The following is an 18,424-nucleotide window of genomic DNA, read 5'->3' on the forward strand; positions in this document are numbered from 1 at the left end:
AGCCACCGCCATGCCTCACCCACTCATCGACCTCGCCCCGGATGTGCAGGCGCCCCTCGCCTCCCGCGCTCCCGTTGTGGCGCTCGAATCCACGATTATCATGCACGGCATGCCCTATCCGCAGAACGTCGAGACGGCGCGCGATGTGGAGGCCGTGGTGCGCCAGAACGGGGCAGTGCCAGCCACCGTCGCGGTCATCGGCGGCCGCATCCGCGTCGGTTTGCCCGATGAAGTCCTGGACTGGCTCGGCACCGCAACGGACGTCCTGAAGCTGAGCCGGGCCGATCTGCCCTGCGCCGGAGCGACCCGGCGGCACGGCTCCGCCACGGTCGCCGCAACCATGATCTGCGCGCACCTGGCCGGCATCCGAGTTTTCGCCACAGGCGGCATCGGCGGCGTCCATCGCGGCGTGGAGGCGACGCTCGACATCTTGGCAGACCTCGATGAACTCGCCCGCACGCCCGTGGCGGTCGTCTGCGCAGGTGCCAAGGCGATCCTCGATCTACCCCGCAGCCTGGAGTACCTGGAGACGCGCGGCGTCCCCGTCGTCAGCTACGGCACCGATCGCTTCCCCGCCTTCTGGAGCCGTGAAAGCGGACTCCCATCACCGCTGCGGCTCGACGCGCCGGAGGCGATCGCCGAGCTGGTGAGGACCAAGGAGGCGCTGGGCTTAGGCGGCGGGGTCCTCGTGGCGAACCCGGTGCCGCAGGCTGACGAGATCCCCGCCGCGGAGATCGCCGGGCTGATCGGGGAGGCCCTGGCCCAGGCTGATGAGGCCGGCGTCACCGGAAAGGCGGTGAAGCCCTTTCTGCTCTCCCGCATCCTCGTGCTGACAAACAGGCACAGCCTTGCCCCCAAAATCGCCCTCGTGAAGAACAACGCGGCGCTCGCCGCTCGCCTCGCGGTGGCGCTCCACGATGCACCGAGCGGGCGGCCTCCCGACGCCGCTGCGGCATGAGCTGCTGCGGAGCTGTCGTCCGATGCTGCCCGATTGCTCGCCCAGATCGATTAAGCTGGACTGCGGGCGCCGCTCATCTCCAAAAGCGAGCGCAGTGCTCGGCCAACTCGTGGCGGCACAGTCCGATGTCCTCGAGCAGGCGGTCATCGAGCGCCGCGAGTTCCTGATACGCCCTGCGCGGTTCGCGCCAGAGGTGAACGGCGGGGGTCATCGAGGTAAGCATGGTGTGATCTCCGGACCAGTGGCCGTAGAGATGCGCCGGGCGGACGGGCTGATCTGTGAAGCTGGTCACGCTGGCGCTCACCGGCTTCCTGAGCGATGCCGGCCAATCCTGTGGAGCGCCACCCGAGGCAGCCGGGCTCTCAGCTCTGCCGCGGCCTGCCTCCTCTCTGCAGGGCAGCACCCGGACGAAGGAATCGTCCTGCTAGGCCCTTTGACCGAGCGAGCCTCCGCAGAGGAAGAGGCTCATCGGGTAGGGGGGTGGTCCGCCGTTACCCGTAGCGTTACCCCCGTTAATGACCCGGCGCGGGCGCCGCTCGAAAACTGACGCTAAAGTGTTGGAAAGATTGGTGAGCGCGCTGGGACTCGAACCCAGGACCTACAGATTAAAAGTCCAAAAAATCAGTTGGTCTTCCAACGGCTTATGGACGCCGTGTTGCAGTGGTGTTGCGGAGGTTCAGCTGAGCAGCCCGGCCTCAACGCCGGCTAGCATCGCGGCTTCGTCCTCTTGCGCCTCGAACAGATAGCCATACCTGTCCATGGTCTGCTGGATCGAAGCGTGTCCCATCAAGGTCTGAATCCGCTTTGGGTTGAGGCCCTGCTCAATCCATAATGCTGCTGCGGCATGTCGTAGGGCATGCAGGCCATACTTCGCCGCAGACACCTTGGTCGCCCTCCCCTGCTCGTCCTTCCCGTCCTTCAGCACCGTGATGCCAGCCTCGACCTGGAGTGGCCAGAAAAACCGATGAAGGATGTTGGCGTGGCCCTGCACGGTGCCTGTCGTGGTCGGGAAGACGAGGCCGAGTGGGCCGTTGGGGCAAGCCAACCTCCAAGCCTTCAACTCGCGGAGCAGCGTTGGCGGCAGCGGGATATCTCTGATGCCCGCCTTGGACTTCGGCGGACCGAAGGCATTGAACCGGTCCACTCGACGGCGGACGTGAAGGACTCCGCGTTTCAGGTCCACGTCCTCCCACAAGAGCCCGCGCATCTCCGAGCCCCGTAGGCCAGCGAAGAGCAGCGTGAGGAGCATCGGCCGCGACCGCTCGGGTGTGATGTCGATGAGCGCCTTGAGCTCAGCCTTGGTCGGCATCAGGGGCCTCGTGTTCTCGCGGCTGGACCGCTTCACGGGCTTCGCGCTGCGGACGTTGTTGACGGTCACCAGCCCACGCCGCTGCGCCTCCGTTACAATGGAGGAGAGGCTGATGAGCACCCGCCTGCAGAGCTCGCGCGAGCGGCCGGCCACCAGCAGCTGATCCACGAACTCGTTCACCAGAGGCGCCGTCAGTCGGGAGAGTTTCACGGCACCAATCCGGGGGGCAATGTGTAGCTCCACGTGCCCCCGATATTGCTCAATCGTTGTTCTCTCGAGCTTGTCCCGCTCGCATCGTTTGAGCCAGATTTCCGCCGCCTCAGCGACCGTCGGCGACACGCTGTCCGGAGTGTGCACGCCGGCCGCCACTTGGCTTTTGGCCTGCGTGAGAAAAGCGTCTGCCCCGCGCTTGGTAGGGAATTGCTTGAACCGGCGGGCCCCACCCCCGTCGGTGTAGCTGGCGAGCCAAACAACCTTCCCGCTCGGCAGCGTTCGCTTTCGGATTGTAGCCACCCGCATCTCCATCGAAAAAGGACGCCGTTAAGCGCGTCCGTTGTACGGTAGCATGGAATTTCGGAGTCGGACTCAAAAAACCGGTTGACGCCGAAACAGAGTGACGCTCATATTCTCGCATGGTGATGCATGGCAGTCCTTAGCACCCTCGTGAAAACCATCGCAGACGTCGAGGGTATGGATGACGTTCAGGTGGGATGGATTGCTCGACACCTGAGAGAGGCTGGACTTATCTCACAGGGAGGACGCGGGCGAGGTGGTGCGCAAATGAGCACAGCGGACGCCGCGAATCTCTTGATCGGGGTGAATGCTTCTACCTCGGCCAAGGATGCGGTTGCTGCGGTCTACCACTACCGAGAGCTGGTATGTTCACGATTATCGCTTCGCAGCGACATCATGTTTGAAGGCGTATTCAAAGTGGGAAAGAGATTTGGCGAAACCTTAGAGGCGTTGATCGTCTCTGCAACTCCCATGAATGGGATTGCGTCTGAAATGGAGATGAGTTTGCTGTCAAACGCACAATTCTTTGACATATTCGCGCTCTCCTTTGGCAACAATAAAATCGGCGATTTCTGGGACATACTCGAGAAGGCTAGGCCAAGTCTGCATAGGGTAATAGGCACATCCATTAAGTTTTTCCGGCCTGTAGCCAGAGTATCCATTGAGGCAGCGGACACAGGCTATTCACCTGATAATCTTCCGCCTGCCCCGCCGCCAGACGAGCCTGAAGAAATTGAAAAATGGAGAGTTATGTCTGCGGAATTTCATGGAGGTTGTGGCGATAATTGCTGTGATCGCAAAGATCAGTCCGAGATAAGCTTTCGAACTATCATGGCTGTAGCGGCCGTTATAGCCTCTTAGCTGGAGAAGGTCATGACTGACGTTAAAACTTCCCCGTCTCGGGGGAACGGGAGCGACTTGTCGCTTTCTGAAGATCTTATGACGGGGGCTGAGGCGATTGCCGAGTTTATCTTCGGCGACGCCTCGGATGCTAATAGGCGTCGCGTCTACCATGCGAGCGATAAGCTCGGTCTCCCCACCTTCAAGCTCGGTGGCACGATCTGCGCTCGCCGCAGCACCATCCTGGCGTGGATTGAAAGGCAGGAGCGAGTGATATGACCGCTGACCTTCGCGAAGCATTCCACATGGCAGTTGCTGCCTACCTTGAATGGAGGCATTGGAACGAAGAGCAGAGAACATGGGGATTGTTCGTCGATGAAAATGGAAAACGCGATTATGATGCCGAGCCGGTAGTTGAATTTTTCGGAAAGGAGCGCAAGTTATCGGAAATATGTGATTATACTCTAGCTATCAAAGACGGCCTTCCTCCGCATCTGAAGGAGTTATTTCGATTGGTCGATTCGTATGAGCCGTTACTTCCGGATCTGTATTGCAACGCCGCGAAAGAAATTTCGGAGTGCATCCAGGGCGAGCTCGAGGAACAGCGCAGATCTCCTATCATCAATCCATCGCTTGTAGACAAAATTCGTGAGCGTTCTTTTCGTGCGGGGGTGAGCGTTGCTCTTCAGGCAGTAAGCCAGAATTTCGCTGGCGAGTTGGAAGCTCAATGAGGAGCGAGGATATGACCGCGGTCGTACTTCCCTTTCACTTCGCCAGGCGCTTCCCCCAGATCCGGAGGACGGCTGGCTACATGACCACAGTGCCGGCCAACCACGCTGAGGGGCACCTCCGTGAGCAGCTTCGGCGGCTTGAGGGTAGCCTTCGCAAGAAGGGCGTCGCTAAGTCTCTTATTCGCTCAGAGGTGGCTTCCTATGAAGGCGCCATCCGTGCGCACCTTTGGCGCCTCTTGCTGAGTCATGGAGGCGCGGCATGAAAGGCCCTGATCACAAGGGCAACCCGAATAAGCGGGCTCCCTTCGTGTCACTGCCCCTTTGGCTCATTGAGACGGCGGCATGGAAGCACCTCAGCGCGGAAGCAAGGGCGCTCTACGTCGAGTTGAAGGCGCAATACAAAGGCATCAACAATGGCCGGATCGTGTTCTCGACTCGGCAGGCGGCGAAAGCACTGAACCTCAGCAAGAACACGGCGGCTGCTCTCTTCCGGGAATTGCAGGAGCACGGATTCATCGAGCGGATGATCTGCGGGAGCTTCGAGAGTCGTAAGGATCGAAAGGCGAGCGAATGGCGCCTGACCGAGCATGTCTGCGACGTCACCGGGCAGATCGCCAGCAAGGAGTTCGCCAGCTGGAGAGAAGGCAGCAATTTCAGAGTCCCGAGAGAGGGACAGGGTGTCTCTCAGACGGGACAGGGTGTCCCTCACCGCGGACTGTATGGAGCACATAAGCCTAGAGCTGTCCCTCAGGGCGCACTGTGAAACAGGATTTGGTCCTTTCACAGTCCCCCTAGAGGTACACATCTAATCTACCAGGGAGAGAGCGCAGCGAGCGCCGCACCTCCCTATCCAGCCATCATCAATTCGAGATCAGCCGTGAAATCAGCGGCTGTGCGACCTCGAGCTATCGAGGAAGGAGAAACCTATGCCCGACTTCAGCGAAGCAAGTTCGACACGGGCTGCTGCAGCCCGCTTTGCTCATGAGTGCGAAATTCCAAGGGCTGCCTACAGTGGCACGCTGACGATTGGGGAACTGCGCTTCCCATGCTCAGTGCTAGATGATGAAACTCGGATCCTCACCCAATCAGATTTCATGAGAGGGATGGGAATGTATTACAGCGGCTGGGTAGCGAAAAATCGGCCGCCGGAAGACGCTGCTGCAGAAATCCCGCATTTTCTCTCTTTCAGGGGCCTAAAACCCTATGTTGACAGGCACTTAGGTGGGCTGCAGTCGATCGCCGTAAAGTACCGCCCTGAGAAGGGGGGAGTAGCTCACGGTATCAGAGCAGAAATAATCACGCGGATCTGTTTCGTGTGGCTAGATGCGGATCGGGAAGGAAAGCTGCGTGTAAGGCAAAAAGCCATTGCTGAGAGGGCCGAAATGCTCATAAGAGCTCTGGCCCATACGGGAATCATAGCGCTGGTTGATGAGGCTACTGGATTCCAAGGGGTCAGAGGCATTGACGCACTGCAATCAGTCCTCGATGGCGTGCTCAGGAAGGAATTGGCTGCCTGGGCGAAACGATTTCCTGACGAGTTTTACAGGCAAATATTCCGACTTAGAGGATGGGAGTGGAAGGGCAGGCACATCAATCCTCCGCAAGTCGTGGGTATTTATACCAATGACCTCATATACGAGCGTCTGCTCCCTGGGATTAGGGAAGATCTTGTAACGAAGATGCCGAAGACGCCTGCCGGCAACCGGCGCGGCAAGCTGCAGCAGCTATTTAACGAGGATGTCGGTCATCCGATACTCGCCCAGCATCTGCACGCCGTCATAACGCTGATGAAGGGCGCGTCGAGCTGGGACCAATTCAAGCTGATGCTCGATATGGCATTGCCCCGGAAGGGAGACACGCTTCAGCTTCCTTTTCCTCCGGCACGTGATCACACGGAGTTGCAGCCACTTCCAGTGCGAGCTGACCCACTCATGAGTGCAAATACAGCTATCTGCACTGCAAATTCCTTCTGATCACCTCCGACAACGGCTTCACCTCGCAATGAGGCTGCAGACGACCCCACAAGGGGTGCGCCGAGCTCGGTACAGCTGAGCACCATCAATAACCCGATTGTCACTATGGGAGCTCCGCTTCCCCAAACGCCCTCGGCTGGCCGTGTGCCAAAGTATTGAGAGGAGATCAGCAGTGAAAAAAGTATCACGTAGAGAGCAGAAAAAGCTCTTGACGCACCTAAAGTTCCGGATTGAACAGCTTTCTTGGTCCGATGAGCCGGATACGTTGACAAGGCAGGACGAAGATGACGAATTCGGTCCCGAAGCTGTCATGGATGAGCTTCACGAGTACATCAGTGAAAGCGTGAGTGATAAAGACATCGACCGGGCCATTCTCGACCTGCCTGTGGAGTGGGAGGAGCTGATTGCCGATCTGCAGATATATATAGAAATTGGAGAGATCGGCAGGAAGGAGATGGTTAAGAGAAAGTTCGCCGGACGCAGAACGTTAGAGGGGGCTGATATTGACTTCGAGTTAACTGAGCGAGGCGAACCATGACTTACAAGCTGACCGATATCGTTGATGCCATGCGCAGCTTCGAGGCAGACCAGTCTCTTGGTGCATCGGATGACGTTAGTCAGGCGATCGACTACATAATGTCCCTGTTTCCGGGCATCGAACCGGAGCGATTTGCTCACGCGCTCAGTGTGTTGAAAGATGAATTCGAAGAAATAGAACTCCTGAACGAGAGGGAAGAGAGGGCTCTAGCGCGTATGCTCACCTTCTACAGCAAGCACGATATTCCAGAGGGCACTGCATGGATTGATGCCGTGCGCGTTGTGGCCGAGACCGGCGATGCTGAGGCTCTGGCGTATCTGAACAAGCTGGAGAGCCCTGCAAGCAGGTGTCACTATGCACTGCTAGAGGCCGCCGCTGATGCATGCCCATGCTGGAGACGAGATGCTGGGCACTTCATCTGCGACGAAGCCGTACCTGGGCCTCACACCCCCGAAGCCCTCGTAGACTGGTTCCAGATGAACCACCCTCATGACGCGCGCGCGATCGAGGCGCGTTTCGAGGAGGCGTAGCGCGACCTACTGCTTAGCGAGGACCGAGCGGCCGCCCCCTAAGGCGGCCGTTTCGTGATCGGCTGCCGGCTTCAACCTTCCGAAACGTCGAGTTCTACACAGGCTTGCTCCGGCGGATCGGAGGAACTGGTGCATCAACCGGCACCGTGCTCGTTGACGCAAGCGGCCGACTAAGCGTGGTTTCTATCCATTGCGGCCCACACCCTGCGGACGCCATCATTCGGTGATGAGCCAAGCACTGGCAGCGAAGTCATTCGGGCCCGGGGGGGAGGACAAGTCGGGGAAATTACGGGCGTCCACCGCACAGGGTTTCATGCGCAGAGATTTTTTCCTGGGCGAGGAATTTGGAAATCAAGAGAGGAGACAAATGGCTAGTACCCATGGCGGTTGCCGGCCTGGAGCCGGACGGAAGCGGCGGCCATTAGTGGCTCCGAGGCCGGCCTTTCTGGTGCGGGATCAGATCGAATCCTTGCCGGATACCGATTCCGGGCGGGAGAGGCGGTGTGTGCTTGCGCTAGCTGCGTACGGTGCGCGCGACGACGAGATTGGCGCTGTTGTCGGCCTGGATCCTGAAGCGCTGGTTGAACATCATGGTAGGGATCTTGTGCATGGTCGCCTGATGCTTGGCGCCAACATCCGCCTCGAACTGCTCCGGGCTGCGACGGGCGATGGACGGCCGTGGAGCCTGGGCGCAGCGATCTACGCGCTTCGGCATTTCCTCAGCACACCATCAGCACCGCGCGGCCGTCGCGGCTGAGGGTTGTTTGGCCAGGACGGCTAAGCCGAACAACTCGTTCGAATGTTTGGACACGCGCTACGAGCGGAAGGTGGCCTGCTGCCGAAAAAGTAGACCTTCGGCTTTGCGCCCAATGCAGCCGTTCAGCCGGCGTCGGCGCTTTCTCCGAAGCGGACATCGCAGCAGCTCAGCTTATGGATCTGGATCGCGCCAGTAGCTGACCTTCGATTGAAGGTACGGGAATGACCGCTCGCCAACTGACAGCAGCCATTCGTGCGAATTTTTCGGTCCAGCGGCCATGATACCCTGATGTCGTGGCCGCCGCCTACAGGTCCGCTTCTACGGATCGGACATCTGGGCCGGCAGGCTCGAAGATCTGTAAGGGGTCATCAGGGATGCTGCGGTAGCGAACCTCTGCCTTCGTACGCATCAAGCTCTTCCCGCAGGTACGGTGCCGTGCGGCTCGCCCGCGCCTCGGCTACCACCTCGGGATGGCCGGCCGCCACGACAGCGCCACCCAGGCTTCCGGCGCCGGGCCCCACGTCGATGACGTGATCGGCCCCTGCGACGACGCGCATGTCGTGTTCGACCATGACGACCGTGTTGCCCGCATCGACCAAGCCGTTGAGCTGGAGCATGAGGCGGTCCACGTCGGTCGGGTGCAACCCTGTCGTTGGTTCGTCGAGGACGTAGAGCGTGCCCCCGCGCTGCCCCCTTTGCAACTCGGTCGCGAGCTTGATGCGCTGGGCCTCCCCGCCGGAGAGTTCAGTCGCCGGCTGGCCCAGGCGCAGGTAGCCGAGGCCGAGATCCCGCAGCACGGAGAGCGGCCGCAGCACGGACGGCTCGTCCGCGAAGGCCTCGCAGGCGTGCTCGACGGTCAGCCTGAGCACGTCCGCGATGGTCAGCCCATTCCAGGTGACCTCCAGCGTCTCCGGCGCGTAGCGGGAACCGTGGCAGGTCGGGCAGGGGGCGTAGACGCTCGGCATGAACAGGAGTTCGACGCTGACGAAACCCTCGCCCTCACAGGCCGGGCAACGGCCCTTCGCGACGTTGAAGGAAAAGCGGCCGGCGTCGTAGCGGCGCCGTCGTGCCTCGTGCGTGGCGGCGAACAGTTTCCGGACGGCGTCGAACAGGCCGGTATAGGTCGCGAGGTTCGAGCGGGGCGTGCGCCCGATCGGTTTCTGATCGACCTGGACCAGCCGACGGATCCCTTCTGTGCCGCCGACGATGCGCCCTTCGGTCGGGGCCGGCGCATCGTCGAGGGGATCCTCCGGCTCGTCGTCGGTGGCGATGGACCTGCCGAGGTGGTCGCCGACGAGTTCCAGCAAGGCCTGGCTGACGAGGCTCGATTTGCCGGAGCCCGAGATGCCCGTGACAGCGGTGAGACATCCCAGGGGGAACGAGGCCGAGACGCCGCGCAGGTTGTTGCGGACGATCCCCTCCAGGCGCAGCCATCTCGAGGGCTCGCGCCGTGGACGCAACGGCGGCTCGGCAAGTCCGAACAGGTGAATGCGGGTGCGCGACGCCTCCACCTCGCACAGGCCCTCCGGCGGGCCACTGTAGAGCACGGAGCCCCCGTGCTCGCCCGCCGCCGGGCCGACATCGACCAGCCAATCGGCGCGACGCATCGTGCCGATGTCGTGCTCGACGACGAATAGCGAGTTGCCCGAGGCGAGCAGCCCGGCAAGCGCGTCGTGCATGGCATCGCCGTCGGCGGGGTGCAGCCCCGCCGTGGGCTCATCGAGCACGTAGGCCACGCCGAAGAGCTGCGAGCGGAGCTGGGTGGCAAGGCGCAGGCGCTGCAACTCGCCCGACGACAGAGTCGTGGTAACCCGGTCCAGCGACAGGTAGCCGAGGCCCAGCTCCGTGAGCGTCCCGATGCGATTGAGGAGATCGGCGGCGAGGCGCTGGGCGGCGAGCCGCTTCTCGATGGAGAGGTTCGGCGTCGCCCGCACGTCCGGCGCACCGGCATGGGCCGACGCCCCGGAGGCGGCGCGCTGAGCCCGATCCCTCCGGCCCGCTTCGCGATCGAGCGTCCCAGGGTCGGCGTTGTCGGCAGTGTCGTCATCGGGCAGCCGGTCCTCGGCGGCCGGCCGCATCGCCTCGGCGAGGTCGGAGAGCGGCATGCGCGACAAGTCTCCGATATCGAGCCCGGCGAAGGTGACCGAGAGCGCCTCGGGCTTCAGGCGCTTGCCTTGGCAAGTGGGGCAGTCCTCGCTGACGAGGTAGCTCGCCGCCCGTCGGCGCATGAGGGCGCTCTGCGAATTGGTGAAGGTACCGAGCACGTAGCGGCGGGCGCTCGTGAACGTGCCCATGTAGCTCGGCTCCAGGCGGCGCTGGCGGGCGAGCCGAGTCTGCGCCGGGGAGAGCCCGGCATAGACAGGATCCTGCGGCTGGTCGTCCGTGAACAGGATCCAGTCCCGGAGTGCCCTCGGCAGGTCCTTCCAGGGCGTGTCGACATCGACCCCCCGGCTCACCAGGATGTCCCGCAGGTTCTGCCCGCCCCAGGCTTGCGGCCAAGCCGCGACGGCGCGCTCGCGGATCGTCAGCGAAGGGTCGGGCACCATGGAAGCTTCCGTCGCGTGGTATACCCGCCCGAGCCCGCCGCAGGACGGGCAGGCACCCTGGGGCGTGTTGGGCGAGAAGTCCTCCGCGTAGAGCATCGGCTGGCCCGGCGGGTAGGTGCCGGCGCGCGAGTACATCATCCGCACGAGGCTCGACAGGGTGGTGACGCTGCCGACCGAGGAGCGGGCGCTGGGCGTGCCGCGCTGCTGCTGGAGGGCGACGGCCGGGGGCAGCCCCTCGATCGCGTCGACGTCAGGCACGCCGACCTGATCGATCATCCGCCGCGCGTAGGGTGCGACCGACTCGAAGTAGCGCCGCTGGGCCTCGGCGTAGAGCGTGCCGAAGGCGAGCGAGGACTTGCCGGAGCCGGAGACACCAGTGAACACCACGAGGGCGTCGCGTGGCACCTCAACATCGACGTCGCGCAGGTTGTGCTCCCTGGCGCCCCTCACCGTGACGTAGCCCGGCCGTCCCGCGCCTGATCGAGCAATCCTGACCAGTTCTCTGGGCTTCGGCTGATCCATGGAACTTCCTCTCGATGCGTCCTTTCCCGCAGGACACCGAACGTTGCCGCGCCGACTAAAAGTTCAGGAGCGCGGGAGCTACCCCCAGGAGAAACCGTCGTCAGGCTGGAACCGACCTCTCACGCTAAAAGGTGGATGGTCCGAAAGAGGCCAGAAGTTCGCGCTCACTTGGTCCAATCTGCGCCCCCGATGATGGGTTGCAGCGCTTCCGCGGTGCGCCTGCGAGCACAGTCGCCTGACGTCGTCGATGAGGGCGTGCCAGGGGGTCGCCATGGCTAACGCGCAATCCCGCCCAACTGCCTCTCAGGCCGCCTCCCGATCCGTTGCAGGCGCCTACGCGTTGCTGACCTTCACGGCCTTGATCTGGGCTGGCGATGCCGTTGCAGGCAAGTGGGCGGTCGGCCAGGTATTGCCGCTTGCACCGACGAGCCTGCGCTGGCTGATTGCCTGCGTCGCGCTCGCCCCGCTCGCGGCCCAGCCGGCCGCTCGCGAGTGGCGCCTCCTTCCGAGCTGGCGCTACATCCTGCTGATGGGCAGCCACGCGGCCTTCAACGCCCTGTTCTATGTCGCGGGCACCTACACGAGCGCCACCAACCTCGCACTGATCCAGGGCGAAATCCCTGTCATCGTCATTGTCTGGTCTGCAGCTTCCTTACCTACCACACGCCTGTCAGGCTGATGCAGGCTGTGGGCGTGCTGGCCACGCTCCTCGGGGTAGCTGTACTTCCACGCACGGCGATCTGGAGGTACTGCGCACCCTAGCCTTCAACCGGGACGACCTCCCCATGCTCGTGGCCTGCCTGTTCTACGCCAGCTACACCTTGGCCCTGCGTAGACGGCCAGCAGTCTCAGGGCTTACCTCCTTCACCGCCATGGTGCTGACTGCGTTTCTGACGTCCCTGCCGCTCTTGGCGGTCGAGTGGGTGAACGGTCATCTGGTCTGGCCCACCGGTGAGGCCTGGATAATCGTCGCGTATGTCGGGCTGGGTCCTTCATTGGTTTTGCAGCTGACCTTCATGCGTGGCGTAAAGCCATTGGTCCCTACCGGGCAGGCATGTTCGTGAACTTGATACCGGTCTTCGGGGCGTTGCTGGCCGTGGCCCTGGTCGGTGAGCCGTTCCGCTTAGACAATGCCGCTGCACTCGCGCTCGTCCTTAGCGGCATCTTCACCGCGGAACGCCTCAGCACGCGCCAACAGGTCGCGTGAGATCTACGTAGGCGGTTCAAACGAACTCTACAGCTTTTGTCCTTTGGCAAGCGCACAAGTCCCGGTGTGCGCCACTTCAGGACCTCGGCTCGGAGCCAGGAAGCGGCCCTTAGGCTGCGCGCCCATCCCCGCCGCAGCCCGGATTGCTCGACTCTCCACCCGTCAGCGCGAAGTGCGTGAGGGCTTGCTTGGCGGCGGCACCAACAAGGTTATCGCCAAGAAGATGAGCATCAGTCCGCGCATGGTCGAGGTTCATCGGGCACGCCTGATGGCGCGGATCGGCGCCAAGACGCTGCCCGAGCTTGTGGCGATGGCTACCGCCGCTGGATTGAAGCCGTCAGGTTGACGTGCCCGCCTGATCGCCTCGCGAGGAGTGAGAGACCGAGCGGATGACGGCGGCGGTGCGATGAAGCTTTCCGGCTCGCGCAAACAACGGGAACATCCTTAGGAACACCCCTTAGCAAACAAAGGTGCTCCAGCCGATGTTGTTCAATTGCGAACTGGTCGGGCTGTTCGGAGCCGGTCGCTCTGCATCCCAACACGCCGCCTGACCATCAAGCGAGTCCGCACATCGCAGCATTCTGACCAAGGGGGTGACCCGTGGCTGATCGATACGGCAACGGCAGAACGCGCGACCAAATGGAGCATTCTCGCGCTTCGGCCGGCTCACGTGAGCACGCTGGGCCCGGCTTCGGTGGAGTCGGATGGGCGCTGGCCGGTGCCGCTGGAGTGGCTGCTCTTGCCGTCCTCGGCGCCCAGCAGCTCGCTCAGCCGAGTCGAGCGCGCGCGCGAGAAACCGAAGCCGCAAACGGCTGGAGCGAGGAGCCCGAAGTCGAGTATTCCATCACCATCGAGCGCCCCGCCGACGAACTCTTTCGGGCTTGGCGCGATCCGACGACCCTCCCGCGCATCATGGCGTTCTTGGCCGATATCCGCCCGTCCGGAGACGGACGGAGCGAGTGGCGCGCCGACGGCCCGCTCGGCCAAAGCCATGCCTGGGTCATGCAGATCACCGAAGAACGGCCCGGCGAGTTGATCCGCGCAAGCTCGGACGGCGGCGGTGCCCTTGTCACCGAGAGCGAGATCCGCTTCCGCGCGGCGCCGGGCGGTCGCGGTACAGTCGCCACGTTGCGCGTCCGCTTCGATCCGCCCGGGGGTATGCTCGGCGACGTGGCCGCCCGCTACTTCAATGGCGTCGTGCCGAAGGAACTAGCGTCGAAAGCACTGCACTACTTCAAGAGCCTTGTCCTGACAGGCGAGATTCCCACCACCGATCGTCAGCCGGCGGCCCGGCGTGATTCCCGCTGAGGAGCCTGGTCATGCGCGCGCTCTACTGGAATGGCGTCAACGACCTGCGCGTCGGAACCGTCAAGGACCCCGAGATCGTCAACCCTCACGACGCCGTCTTGAAAGTCAGGTTGTCGACCACCTGCGGCTCGGACCTGCATTTCATCGACGGCTACATCCCGACCATGAAAGCCGGCGACGTGATCGGCCACGAGTTCATGGGCGAGGTCGTCGAGGTCGGGCCGGAGGTGAAACAGGTGAAGAAAGGCGACCGGGTCGTCGTCCCCTCGTTCATTGCTTGCGGTCAATGCTGGTATTGCCAGCAGAAACTCTTCTCCCTCTGCGACTGCACCCACCCGAAGCCGGAACTCCAGGAGCCGCTGCTCGGCTATCCGACGGCCGGCATCTACGGTTATACGCATGCCTTTGGTGGTTATGCGGGATCCCACGCTGAGTATATCCGCGTGCCTCATGCCGACGTGGACTGCTTCAAGGTGCCCGACGGCGTCGCGGATGAGACGGCTTTGTTCCTCTCCGATGCCGCACCGACGGGCTACATGGGCGCCGATTTCTGCGGCATCCAGCCGGGCGACACGGTCGCGGTGTGGGGGTGCGGCGGCGTGGGCCTGATGGCGCAGCAGAGCGCGCGACTGATGGGCGCCGAGCGGGTGATCGCGATCGACCGCTTCCCCGAGCGGCTACGGATGGCGCGCGAGCACGCCGGCTCCGAGACAATCGACTACACGCAAGTGCCCAGCGTCCTGGAAGCGTTAAAGGAGATGACGGGCGGGCGCGGGCCAGATTCCTGCATCGACGCCGTCGGGATGGAGGCGCACGGCACCGGATCCCAATACGCCTACGACCGCCTGAAGCAGGCGTTGCGCCTGGAGACGGACCGCGCCCAGGCGCTCCGCGAGGCCGTCATGGCCTGCCGCAAGGGCGGCACGCTGTCGGTGCTCGGCGTCTACGGGCTGATCGACAAGTTCCCGATGGGCGTCATCATGAACAAGGGCATGACGGTGCGCACCGCCCAGCAGCATGGGCAGGCCTACATGGACCGGCTGCTCGCGCATGCCCAGAAGGGCGAGCTCAACCCGGCCTACCTCGCCACGCACCGCTTCTCGCTCGAGGATGGACCGCGCGGCTACGACATGTTCAAGCACAAGACGGACGGCTGCGTGCGCGCGGTATTCGCGCCCTAGGAGCCGCCAGTCGCAAGCTTGCCCGTGCCGATGAGGTAACCATGACCAACTTCGCGGCCACTGCATCCACCGCCCTCGCGTTGGCGCTTCTCTCCAGCGGCGCATCCCTCGCGCAGCAGCAGGCCGCTCCGGTGCCGGGCGGCACGGCGCGGCTGCAGCTCGTGGCGAGCTTCGAGCACCAGGTCACTGGGGTGACGGTCGCGGCGGATGGGCGCATCTTCGTGAATTTCCCGCGCTGGAGCGAGGACGCGCCCGTCTCCGTCGCCGAAGTCACGGAGAATGGCCAGGTCAAGCCCTACCCGAACGAGGAATGGAACGCCTGGCGAAACGCCAAGAAGGACCAGATCTCCGCGAATGACCACTTCGTTTGCGTGCAGAGCGTCGTAGCCGACGGGCTCGGAAGCCTCTGGGTGGTCGATGCCGCGGCTCCGGCGACCGCGCAGGTCGTCCCGGGTGGACCGAAGCTTGTCCGGATTGACCTGAGGGCGAACAAGGTCGCGCAAACCATCCCCTTCGCCGAGGCGGTGGCGCCCCAGGGCAGCTACCTCAACGACGTGCGCTTCAGCCCAGACGGGCGCCGTGCGTACCTGACGGATGCGGGCGCGAAGGGCGCGCTCATCGTCGTCGATCTCCAGAGTGGCGACGCGCGACGCGTCCTTGACGGCCATCCAAGCACGCAGCCGGAAAAGGGTGTTGTGGTGAGGACGGATGGACAGGAGCTGCGCCGGCCCGACGGCCGCGGCGTCGAATTCGCGGCCGATAGCATCGCGCTCTCCCCCGATGGCAGTCACCTCTACTGGAAGGCGCTGACCGGCAGGACGCTGTATCGCATCGCGACCGAGGCGCTCGACGATCCGCGCCTGTCCGCGAGGGAGCTGGAATCCCGCATCGAGCGGGTCGGCGAGAGTGAGCCCACAGACGGCCTGTGGATCGACAAGCGCGGGCGGCTCTACCTCAGCGCCATCGAGGACAACGCCGTGAAGGTCCGCGACAGCGGTCGCGACACGACCCTCGTCCAGGACGACCGGTTGCGCTGGCCCGACACGTTCTCCGAGGGACCCGACGGCACGATCTACGTCACGAGCTCGCGCATCCAGGACATGAGCTGGTTCAAGCCCGAGAACGGCCCGCGCCTCACGACGCAGTTGTGGCGCATCGAGGGGACGGGGACGCGGCGGCCATGAGACGGAGGTAGAGCCAGAGTCCCCTTCGGCCGCCTGCAACGCCAAGTGAAAACGATTCAGGCGATTAACCCAAGGAGGGTGTCATGAGAGCAGTCGTCTACAACGGACCTCGCGACGTGGCGGTGCAGGACGTGCCGGACGCGAAGATCGAGAAGCCGACCGACGTGCTGGTGCGTATCACGAGCACCAACATCTGCGGCTCCGACCTGCACATGTACGAGGGCCGGACCGACTTCCCGCAGGGCGGCGTGTTCGGGCACGAGAACCTCGGCCAGGTGGCCGAAGTGGGCGATGCCGTGGACCGGGTGAAGGTCGGGAATTGGGTTGCGATCCCCTTCAACATCGGCTGCGGGTTCTGCAGGAACTGCGAGCGCGGCTTGAGCGCGTTCTGCCTGACCACGGCGGATCGAAGCGTCGTGCCGAACATGGCCGGCGCCGCGTATGGCTTTGCCGACATGGGCCCCTACCGGGGCGGCCAAGCCGATCTGCTGCGCGTCCCCTACGGCGACTACAATTGCCTGAAGCTGCCGCCGGATGCGGAGGAGCGGCAGAACGACTACGTGATGCTGGCCGACATCTTCCCGACCGGCTGGCACTGCACCGAACTCGCAGGACTGCGTCCCGGGGAGTCGGTCGTCATCTACGGAGCCGGCCCCGTCGGCCTCATGGCGGCCCACGCGGCGATGATCAAGGGTGCCTGCATGGTCATGGTCGTCGATCGCCATCCCGACCGCCTGCGCCTCGCGGGTTCGATCGGAGCCTTGCCCATCGACGACTCGAAGGGCTCTCCGGTGGACCAGGTGATGGAGCTCACGAACGGCATCGGCGCCGACCGCGGCTGCGAGTGCGTCGGCTATCAGGCCCACGACCCGGAGGGCACCGAGCACCCCAACATGACCATGAACGACCTGGTGAAGTCGGTGAAATTCACCGGCGGCATCGGTGTGGTCGGCGTCTACACGCCCCAAGATCCGGCGCCCCAGGACCCGCTCTACAAGCAGGGCGAGATCGTCTTCGACCACGGCCTCTTCTGGTTCAAGGGTCAGACGATCGGCACCGGGCAGTGCAACGTGAAAGCCTACAACCGGCAGCTGCGCGACCTCATCTCGACCGGCCGCGCCAAGCCGTCCTTCATCGTCTCGCATGAGCTTCCGCTGGGTGAGGCACCGAACGCCTACCAGCACTTCGACGCGCGCGACGAGGGCTGGACCAAGGTGATCCTGAAGCCGGCCGCGTAACCGACCGATCCAGGCGGGCGGCCGTTCCATGGAACGCTTCGCCGCCGTCTCTCCATCGCCCTCGTGAATCGAGGATCTCATGCCGACCTACGACTACGCTTGCGAAGGTTGCGGGCCGTTCACGGCGATGCGGCCGATGGTGGAGTTCCGTGATCCATGCGCCTGCCCGGCCTGCGGGGCCGGGGCGTTGCGAACGTTCCTCAGAGCTCCCGCCATCGCCGGCATGGACCCGACCCGGCGCAGCGTCCTCGCCTCGAACGAGCGTAATGTCAGCAGCCAACCTGCCACGAAGGCGGCCCATCCCGCCGGCTGCGGCTGTTGCGTGCGCCGGTGGCCGATTCCGAGCGCACTGTCCTCGAACGGTGGCCGCGTCTTCTCCTCGAGCGGGCCGGTGCGTCGGAGCGGGCGGTGAGCGCCGTCCCACAAGAGCCGTTCCTACCGAAGAACCCAATCTTCGTCGAAGAGGCGCGAACATGGCTTCTGAAACCCTCAACGGCCTGAAGGTCGCGATCCTGGTGACGGACGGCTTCGAGCAGGTCGAGATGAGCGAGCCGCGCAAGGCGCTCGATGCGGCAGGCGCCGAGACCTGGCTCGTGTCGCCCAAGGACGGCCAGGTGAAGGCCTGGAAGTTCACGGATTGGGGCGAGACGTTCCCAGTGGACATGCCACTCGACAGTGCCCGGCCTGAGGACTTCGACGCGATCCTGCTGCCGGGCGGCGTCATCAACCCCGACAGGCTCCGGACGCTGCCCGAAGCGGTCGCGTTCGCGAGAGCCTTCTTCGACGCGGGCAAGCCCGTAACTTCGATCTGTCACGGTCCATGGACCGTCATCGAGGCGGGTGCCGCACGCGGACGGCGCCTGACCTCCTGGCCCTCGCTTCAAACCGATCTCACGAATGCCGGGGCGGACTGGGTGGATCAGCAGGTCGTTGTGGACGGGAACTTGGTCACGAGCCGCAAGCCCGACGACATTTCGGCATTCAACCGGGAGGTGATCAGGCTGTTCGCCAGCGCACGCAGGCAACCGCGACAGACAGCGGCTGAGTGAGACCTGCCGACCCAATCGGCGCTGCGGAGCACGCGCCTTA

At 63.6% G+C, this 18,424-nt stretch carries 23 protein-coding genes; 19 read left to right on the top strand and 4 right to left on the bottom strand.

The annotated features are described in order from the left end of the window. The first annotated feature begins 10 nt into the window (after positions 1-10). Positions 11-958, top strand: a complete 948-nt coding sequence (locus F6X53_RS23230) for a pseudouridine-5'-phosphate glycosidase (RefSeq protein ID WP_151002754.1) — start codon at positions 11-13, stop codon at positions 956-958. A 73-nt stretch (positions 959-1,031) separates the two neighbouring features. Here the strand turns inward: F6X53_RS23230 and F6X53_RS33310 are convergent, their stop codons facing one another. Next, positions 1,032-1,262 carry a DUF1127 domain-containing protein gene (locus F6X53_RS33310; protein ID WP_244965612.1) on the bottom strand — a complete coding sequence of 77 codons (231 nt, stop codon included), beginning with the start codon at positions 1,260-1,262 and terminating at the stop codon, positions 1,032-1,034. 372 nt (positions 1,263-1,634) lie between these two features. Then, on the bottom strand, positions 1,635-2,780 hold the full coding sequence (locus tag F6X53_RS23240) for a tyrosine-type recombinase/integrase (RefSeq protein WP_191970954.1): 1,146 nt from the start codon (positions 2,778-2,780) through the stop codon (positions 1,635-1,637). Between the two features lie 129 nt (positions 2,781-2,909). On the opposite strand from F6X53_RS23240, the gene F6X53_RS23245 reads away from it, so the two are divergent. The 8 genes from F6X53_RS23245 (at position 2,910) to F6X53_RS23280 (ending at position 7,392) form a co-directional block, all read left to right on the top strand. Next, positions 2,910-3,641: a hypothetical protein gene (locus F6X53_RS23245; protein ID WP_151002758.1), complete on the top strand. Its 732-nt coding sequence runs from the start codon at positions 2,910-2,912 to the stop codon at positions 3,639-3,641. Positions 3,642-3,653: 12 nt separating this feature from the next. Next, positions 3,654-3,899 (top strand): DNA-binding protein, encoded by a 246-nt coding sequence (locus F6X53_RS23250; RefSeq protein WP_151002760.1) that lies wholly within the window; start codon positions 3,654-3,656, stop codon positions 3,897-3,899. Then, entirely contained in the window at positions 3,896-4,351 is a 456-nt protein-coding gene (locus tag F6X53_RS23255; RefSeq protein WP_151002762.1) for a hypothetical protein, read from the top strand. Before F6X53_RS23250 ends, F6X53_RS23255 begins: the two co-directional genes overlap by 4 nt. Before the next feature lie 11 nt (positions 4,352-4,362). After that, positions 4,363-4,614, top strand: coding sequence for a DUF6074 family protein (locus F6X53_RS33315; protein ID WP_151002764.1), 252 nt, complete (start codon positions 4,363-4,365; stop codon positions 4,612-4,614). Next, complete coding sequence (locus F6X53_RS23265; protein WP_151002766.1) at positions 4,611-5,114, top strand: helix-turn-helix domain-containing protein; 504 nt, start codon at positions 4,611-4,613, stop codon at positions 5,112-5,114. The genes F6X53_RS33315 and F6X53_RS23265 overlap by 4 nt, the downstream gene beginning before the upstream one ends. Positions 5,115-5,277: 163 nt before the next feature. Continuing rightward, positions 5,278-6,324, top strand: a complete 1,047-nt coding sequence (locus tag F6X53_RS23270; RefSeq protein WP_151002768.1) for a P63C domain-containing protein — start codon at positions 5,278-5,280, stop codon at positions 6,322-6,324. Between the two features lie 172 nt (positions 6,325-6,496). Next, positions 6,497-6,862 carry a hypothetical protein gene (locus tag F6X53_RS23275; RefSeq protein ID WP_151002770.1) on the top strand — a complete coding sequence of 122 codons (366 nt, stop codon included), beginning with the start codon at positions 6,497-6,499 and terminating at the stop codon, positions 6,860-6,862. Further along, the gene (locus F6X53_RS23280; RefSeq protein WP_151002771.1) at positions 6,859-7,392 is read left to right on the top strand and encodes a hypothetical protein; all 534 of its coding nucleotides are present in this window, start codon (positions 6,859-6,861) and stop codon (positions 7,390-7,392) included. The genes F6X53_RS23275 and F6X53_RS23280 overlap by 4 nt, the downstream gene beginning before the upstream one ends. 514 nt (positions 7,393-7,906) lie before the next feature. Here the strand turns inward: F6X53_RS23280 and F6X53_RS23285 are convergent. Both F6X53_RS23285 and F6X53_RS23290 read right to left on the bottom strand, forming a co-directional pair. After that, on the bottom strand, positions 7,907-8,107 hold the full coding sequence (locus F6X53_RS23285; RefSeq protein WP_151002772.1) for a hypothetical protein: 201 nt from the start codon (positions 8,105-8,107) through the stop codon (positions 7,907-7,909). 410 nt (positions 8,108-8,517) lie between these two features. Then, positions 8,518-11,217 (bottom strand): excinuclease ABC subunit UvrA, encoded by a 2,700-nt coding sequence (locus tag F6X53_RS23290; protein ID WP_151002773.1) that lies wholly within the window; start codon positions 11,215-11,217, stop codon positions 8,518-8,520. A 340-nt stretch (positions 11,218-11,557) separates the two neighbouring features. Between F6X53_RS23290 and F6X53_RS33320 the strand changes: the two genes are divergently transcribed. The 10 genes from F6X53_RS33320 to F6X53_RS23330 all read left to right on the top strand — a co-directional run bounded on the left by F6X53_RS33320 (position 11,558) and on the right by F6X53_RS23330 (position 18,384). Further along, positions 11,558-11,896, top strand: coding sequence for an EamA family transporter (locus F6X53_RS33320; protein ID WP_238297429.1), 339 nt, complete (start codon positions 11,558-11,560; stop codon positions 11,894-11,896). Between the two features lie 106 nt (positions 11,897-12,002). Then, positions 12,003-12,281 (top strand): EamA family transporter, encoded by a 279-nt coding sequence (locus tag F6X53_RS33325; protein ID WP_238297427.1) that lies wholly within the window; start codon positions 12,003-12,005, stop codon positions 12,279-12,281. Beyond that, on the top strand, positions 12,272-12,424 hold the full coding sequence (locus F6X53_RS34230) for a hypothetical protein (protein ID WP_238297425.1): 153 nt from the start codon (positions 12,272-12,274) through the stop codon (positions 12,422-12,424). The genes F6X53_RS33325 and F6X53_RS34230 overlap by 10 nt, the downstream gene beginning before the upstream one ends. A gap of 64 nt (positions 12,425-12,488) precedes the next feature. Continuing rightward, the gene (locus tag F6X53_RS33720) at positions 12,489-12,770 is read left to right on the top strand and encodes a LuxR C-terminal-related transcriptional regulator (protein WP_280526057.1); all 282 of its coding nucleotides are present in this window, start codon (positions 12,489-12,491) and stop codon (positions 12,768-12,770) included. Positions 12,771-13,153: 383 nt separating this feature from the next. Further along, positions 13,154-13,732: an SRPBCC family protein gene (locus F6X53_RS23305; protein ID WP_238297421.1), complete on the top strand. Its 579-nt coding sequence runs from the start codon at positions 13,154-13,156 to the stop codon at positions 13,730-13,732. A gap of 11 nt (positions 13,733-13,743) precedes the next feature. Then, positions 13,744-14,913, top strand: a complete 1,170-nt coding sequence (locus F6X53_RS23310; RefSeq protein ID WP_151002779.1) for a zinc-dependent alcohol dehydrogenase — start codon at positions 13,744-13,746, stop codon at positions 14,911-14,913. A gap of 41 nt (positions 14,914-14,954) precedes the next feature. After that, on the top strand, positions 14,955-16,097 hold the full coding sequence (locus F6X53_RS23315; RefSeq protein ID WP_151002781.1) for an SMP-30/gluconolactonase/LRE family protein: 1,143 nt from the start codon (positions 14,955-14,957) through the stop codon (positions 16,095-16,097). A gap of 83 nt (positions 16,098-16,180) precedes the next feature. Continuing rightward, entirely contained in the window at positions 16,181-17,335 is a 1,155-nt protein-coding gene (locus tag F6X53_RS23320) for a glutathione-independent formaldehyde dehydrogenase (protein WP_151002783.1), read from the top strand. A 79-nt stretch (positions 17,336-17,414) separates the two neighbouring features. Beyond that, positions 17,415-17,747: an FmdB family zinc ribbon protein gene (locus tag F6X53_RS23325; protein WP_151002785.1), complete on the top strand. Its 333-nt coding sequence runs from the start codon at positions 17,415-17,417 to the stop codon at positions 17,745-17,747. Between the two features lie 61 nt (positions 17,748-17,808). Next, on the top strand, positions 17,809-18,384 hold the full coding sequence (locus tag F6X53_RS23330; protein ID WP_151002787.1) for a type 1 glutamine amidotransferase domain-containing protein: 576 nt from the start codon (positions 17,809-17,811) through the stop codon (positions 18,382-18,384). Positions 18,385-18,424: the final 40 nt, after the last annotated feature.

Origin of the sequence: Methylobacterium soli, assembly GCF_008806385.1 — a bacterium.
Classification (GTDB): Bacteria; Pseudomonadota; Alphaproteobacteria; order Rhizobiales; family Beijerinckiaceae; genus Methylobacterium; species Methylobacterium soli.